The following is a 2,780-nucleotide window of genomic DNA, read 5'->3' on the forward strand; positions in this document are numbered from 1 at the left end:
TCACTGGTCACAGGAGCATTCGTCTGTCACGGCCCGCCCGCCGCGCCCCTCAACATCGGCGGATCCAGGCTCAGCGCCCCGCGAGCCTGGCAACCCCCGAGCCCGAACTATTGACACCATTCCTTAGTTGGACTGACCTGCATACTATCCACGGCCTTATCCGCCCGGCGTATTTGGTGACCACGGAGCTAGGGGCCGTGCTGCTCTCCGAGAGCAACGCCCATGCCCAGGAACTCTCCCACAACCAGAAAAAGTCCCAGGACAAGTGGTTTCCGCGCCAGTGTTTCTGGAGGTACGCACACCTGACGTAGGTGCAGACGTACAGCCACCGAGGCCCTTAAGAGCGGAGCGATTCGAACCAAGGGCCCTTCACCTAAGCTTATCAATTTAAATTGGTTTCAATAGTATTGGCGCGGTAGTCGGCGGGCGCGAATACTATCGAAACCATCTTTTATACATACCGCCCATGTCCACTGATCGAGTCCGGTACGTGACGTCAGAACGAAACCCCGGTGGCAGAACCGAGTGTGTTCCGCTGCTGGTGAGCTGGTTACTGCACGGTGATCCTTATGCCGAGATTGTTCATGCCGGTGGCTCCCGTGTACTTATCGTCCGTGCCTGCGTTGAAAAGGTACTTACCGCCGCGTCTTGAGGCCAGCCTGACCGCATATGCATACGTCCAAGAGGGGCTTTGAACGTTCTTGTTCCACCTCGGTTCTGCGGCCGGGTCGAAGATGGCGAGGTGCACAGTGTAGGTTCCAGCCGCCGGAGCCGGTTGGGAAAACATGACGCGGGTCGGTCCAGCACCAGGTGCCCATCTGGCAGTAGCTCCGGTGCCGTTTAGTGCGCCGAAGGGCACCGGTGTCGTCCATGTCGATGACTCCTTGCGCAGAAACAGCTGGGCCCTACGAGGATTGTGAAGGTGTGCCCAGCCAGTGTTCTTGACGTCAACGATGACCGTAACGTTCTCGCCAGTCTTCACTGTTTTCGTGTACTCCACCTGCTGCACCTCGAACCGGTAACCGAGGCTGGACGCAATATCTTCATACCAATGGTTGTCCATCCAGAGCTTGGCAGCGCCGGTCGCGTAGTCATGGTTCAGGTAGTTCATGTGTAGCATCGCTGGCTCGGAATACATGTCGGCGCGTTTCCGCCACCGCTCGTTGATCCCGTCGGACGGACAGGTTTCTCCACCGAAACTTTTTGTCGCGGTAAGTACTCGTGCCTTTCGCATCCATTCCTGGCGTACCCGCTTCTCATATTCCGCACTTGATTCACCTGCGCGCTGCAGAATGTTTGCTGGGCTACCGGGAAAATTCAAGTAAGTTCCATAATCGTCAGGAACCCCGTCTTTTGATGTGCTCATGAAGCAGTCGTTGTGGAATCCGACATTCGCTCGGGCATTCCGCCTGAGTGCTTCCTCGGCGAACAAAGGCGTGCGCATTTCGACTGGTTGCAGCAGCCCATTTGAAGTATTGCCGCCATAAGCGGACAAGATGCGGTCAACGATTGCCCTGCGATCCGGTTCGTTGTAGAGGAACGGGGCATTGGCGGGACTGAACTTCTTTCCTGCAGGGTCCTTCCCGGCTGTATTCCACTCACCCCAGCATCCGAGGTAACCCGCTTGAATGGCGCCAATCGCGTCACGGTTGTCGCGGAGCATCTTCGCGACTTCATCAATGTGGTTGAGCTGCATTTCCCGGGTGGCCGCGTGGAAAACTGTGAGGCCGCTGTCGAGCTCAACACCCTTACTCGATCCTGTGCCTTTCACGTCGTAGCGTGGCCGGATGATTACTTTCACGCCCCTCTTGCGCCATTCCTGCAGTTCTGCTGCGTATTTTTTGAGCTCCGGGCTGGTGTCTGGGTGTCCATTGCCCAGCCATGTAAGTTTTCTTTTGCCCGCCGAACTCAACCAAAGGTGCCATTCAACAAGCGTCCAAAGTGGGACTTTAGGCGCTTTAACGAGATTGTCGTAGTCAGTCACCGAACTAAGCTGGCGGTAGAATCCCCTTTCGGGGTTTCTCACGGGTGAGTCGTTACGGAGATCTGTCAGGGGTGCAGTGTGGTTGGGATCGATTTGGTAATTGGTATCAAGAGTCAGGGCGGGCGCGGCAGAGGCTCTTGTCACACCGAGGGTAGCGGCTACGCCGAGTGCCGTGCCTGCTGCGAATAGACCGCGCCGTGTTACTCCCGACGATGTCGTGGCAGAGTCGTGTACTTCCACTTCGTGGTGTTCTATCATCACGAGTTCCTTCGGTGATGGAGGGCGAGCCCGTCCAGTGCCCTCGTTGATAGGTCAGCGGGCGGTGAAGGTACTAGTCATCCCACGATTACGGCAACCGTCCGTCCTCCCATTCTGCGCCCCACTTGTTGTCCGCGCGTGCCCACTTGCATAACGGTTTCCTGCGGAGGGCTGCACGAAAGATCACCACGGCCGACGCCCCGGGGTGCAGGACGCCGGCCGTGGTGGTCGGCGGACGGTCAGGGGGATCAGCCGAGGTCCCACATGAAGTAGTATTTTCTCCTCCGCCAAACCTGTCCATCGGTTTCGCTGGTCTCCTCCTCGGTGGGGAGGAAGGACGGGCGCGGAGCGATCTCGTCGATAACCTCGTTCATCTTCGCAATCAAGTCGCCACGCTGAAGTCCGCCAGGTTCGCACCCTTCGTGGCGGTGAGGGCGGTGATGCCGATGGCGGTCAGGTGCTCTAACCTTGTCGTTTAACCCTTGATTTGCTGGTGCTCCGTGCCGGCGGTGTCTCGTGGGATGGTCTTGCCGACGTT

General features: G+C 57.9%; 2 protein-coding genes. Both read right to left on the bottom strand.

The genetic code is table 11. The features are described 5' to 3' along the window. Positions 1–550: 550 nt before the first annotated feature. On the bottom strand, positions 551–2,026 hold the full coding sequence (locus ACFYE1_RS17215; protein WP_387745692.1) for a DUF4832 domain-containing protein: 1,476 nt from the start codon (positions 2,024–2,026) through the stop codon (positions 551–553). A gap of 464 nt (positions 2,027–2,490) precedes the next feature. Continuing rightward, positions 2,491–2,616 (bottom strand): hypothetical protein, encoded by a 126-nt coding sequence (locus ACFYE1_RS17220; protein ID WP_387745695.1) that lies wholly within the window; start codon positions 2,614–2,616, stop codon positions 2,491–2,493. Positions 2,617–2,780: the final 164 nt, after the last annotated feature.

Source organism: Kocuria nitroreducens (genome assembly GCF_042879195.1).
Classification (GTDB): domain Bacteria; phylum Actinomycetota; class Actinomycetes; order Actinomycetales; family Micrococcaceae; genus Kocuria; species Kocuria nitroreducens.

What these genes read in the sequence shown, in the direction of transcription:
- ACFYE1_RS17220 (WP_387745695.1), bottom strand. Translation starts at nt 2,616, where the DNA reads ATGAACGAGGTTATCGACGAGATCGCTCCGCGCCCGTCCTTCCTCCCC.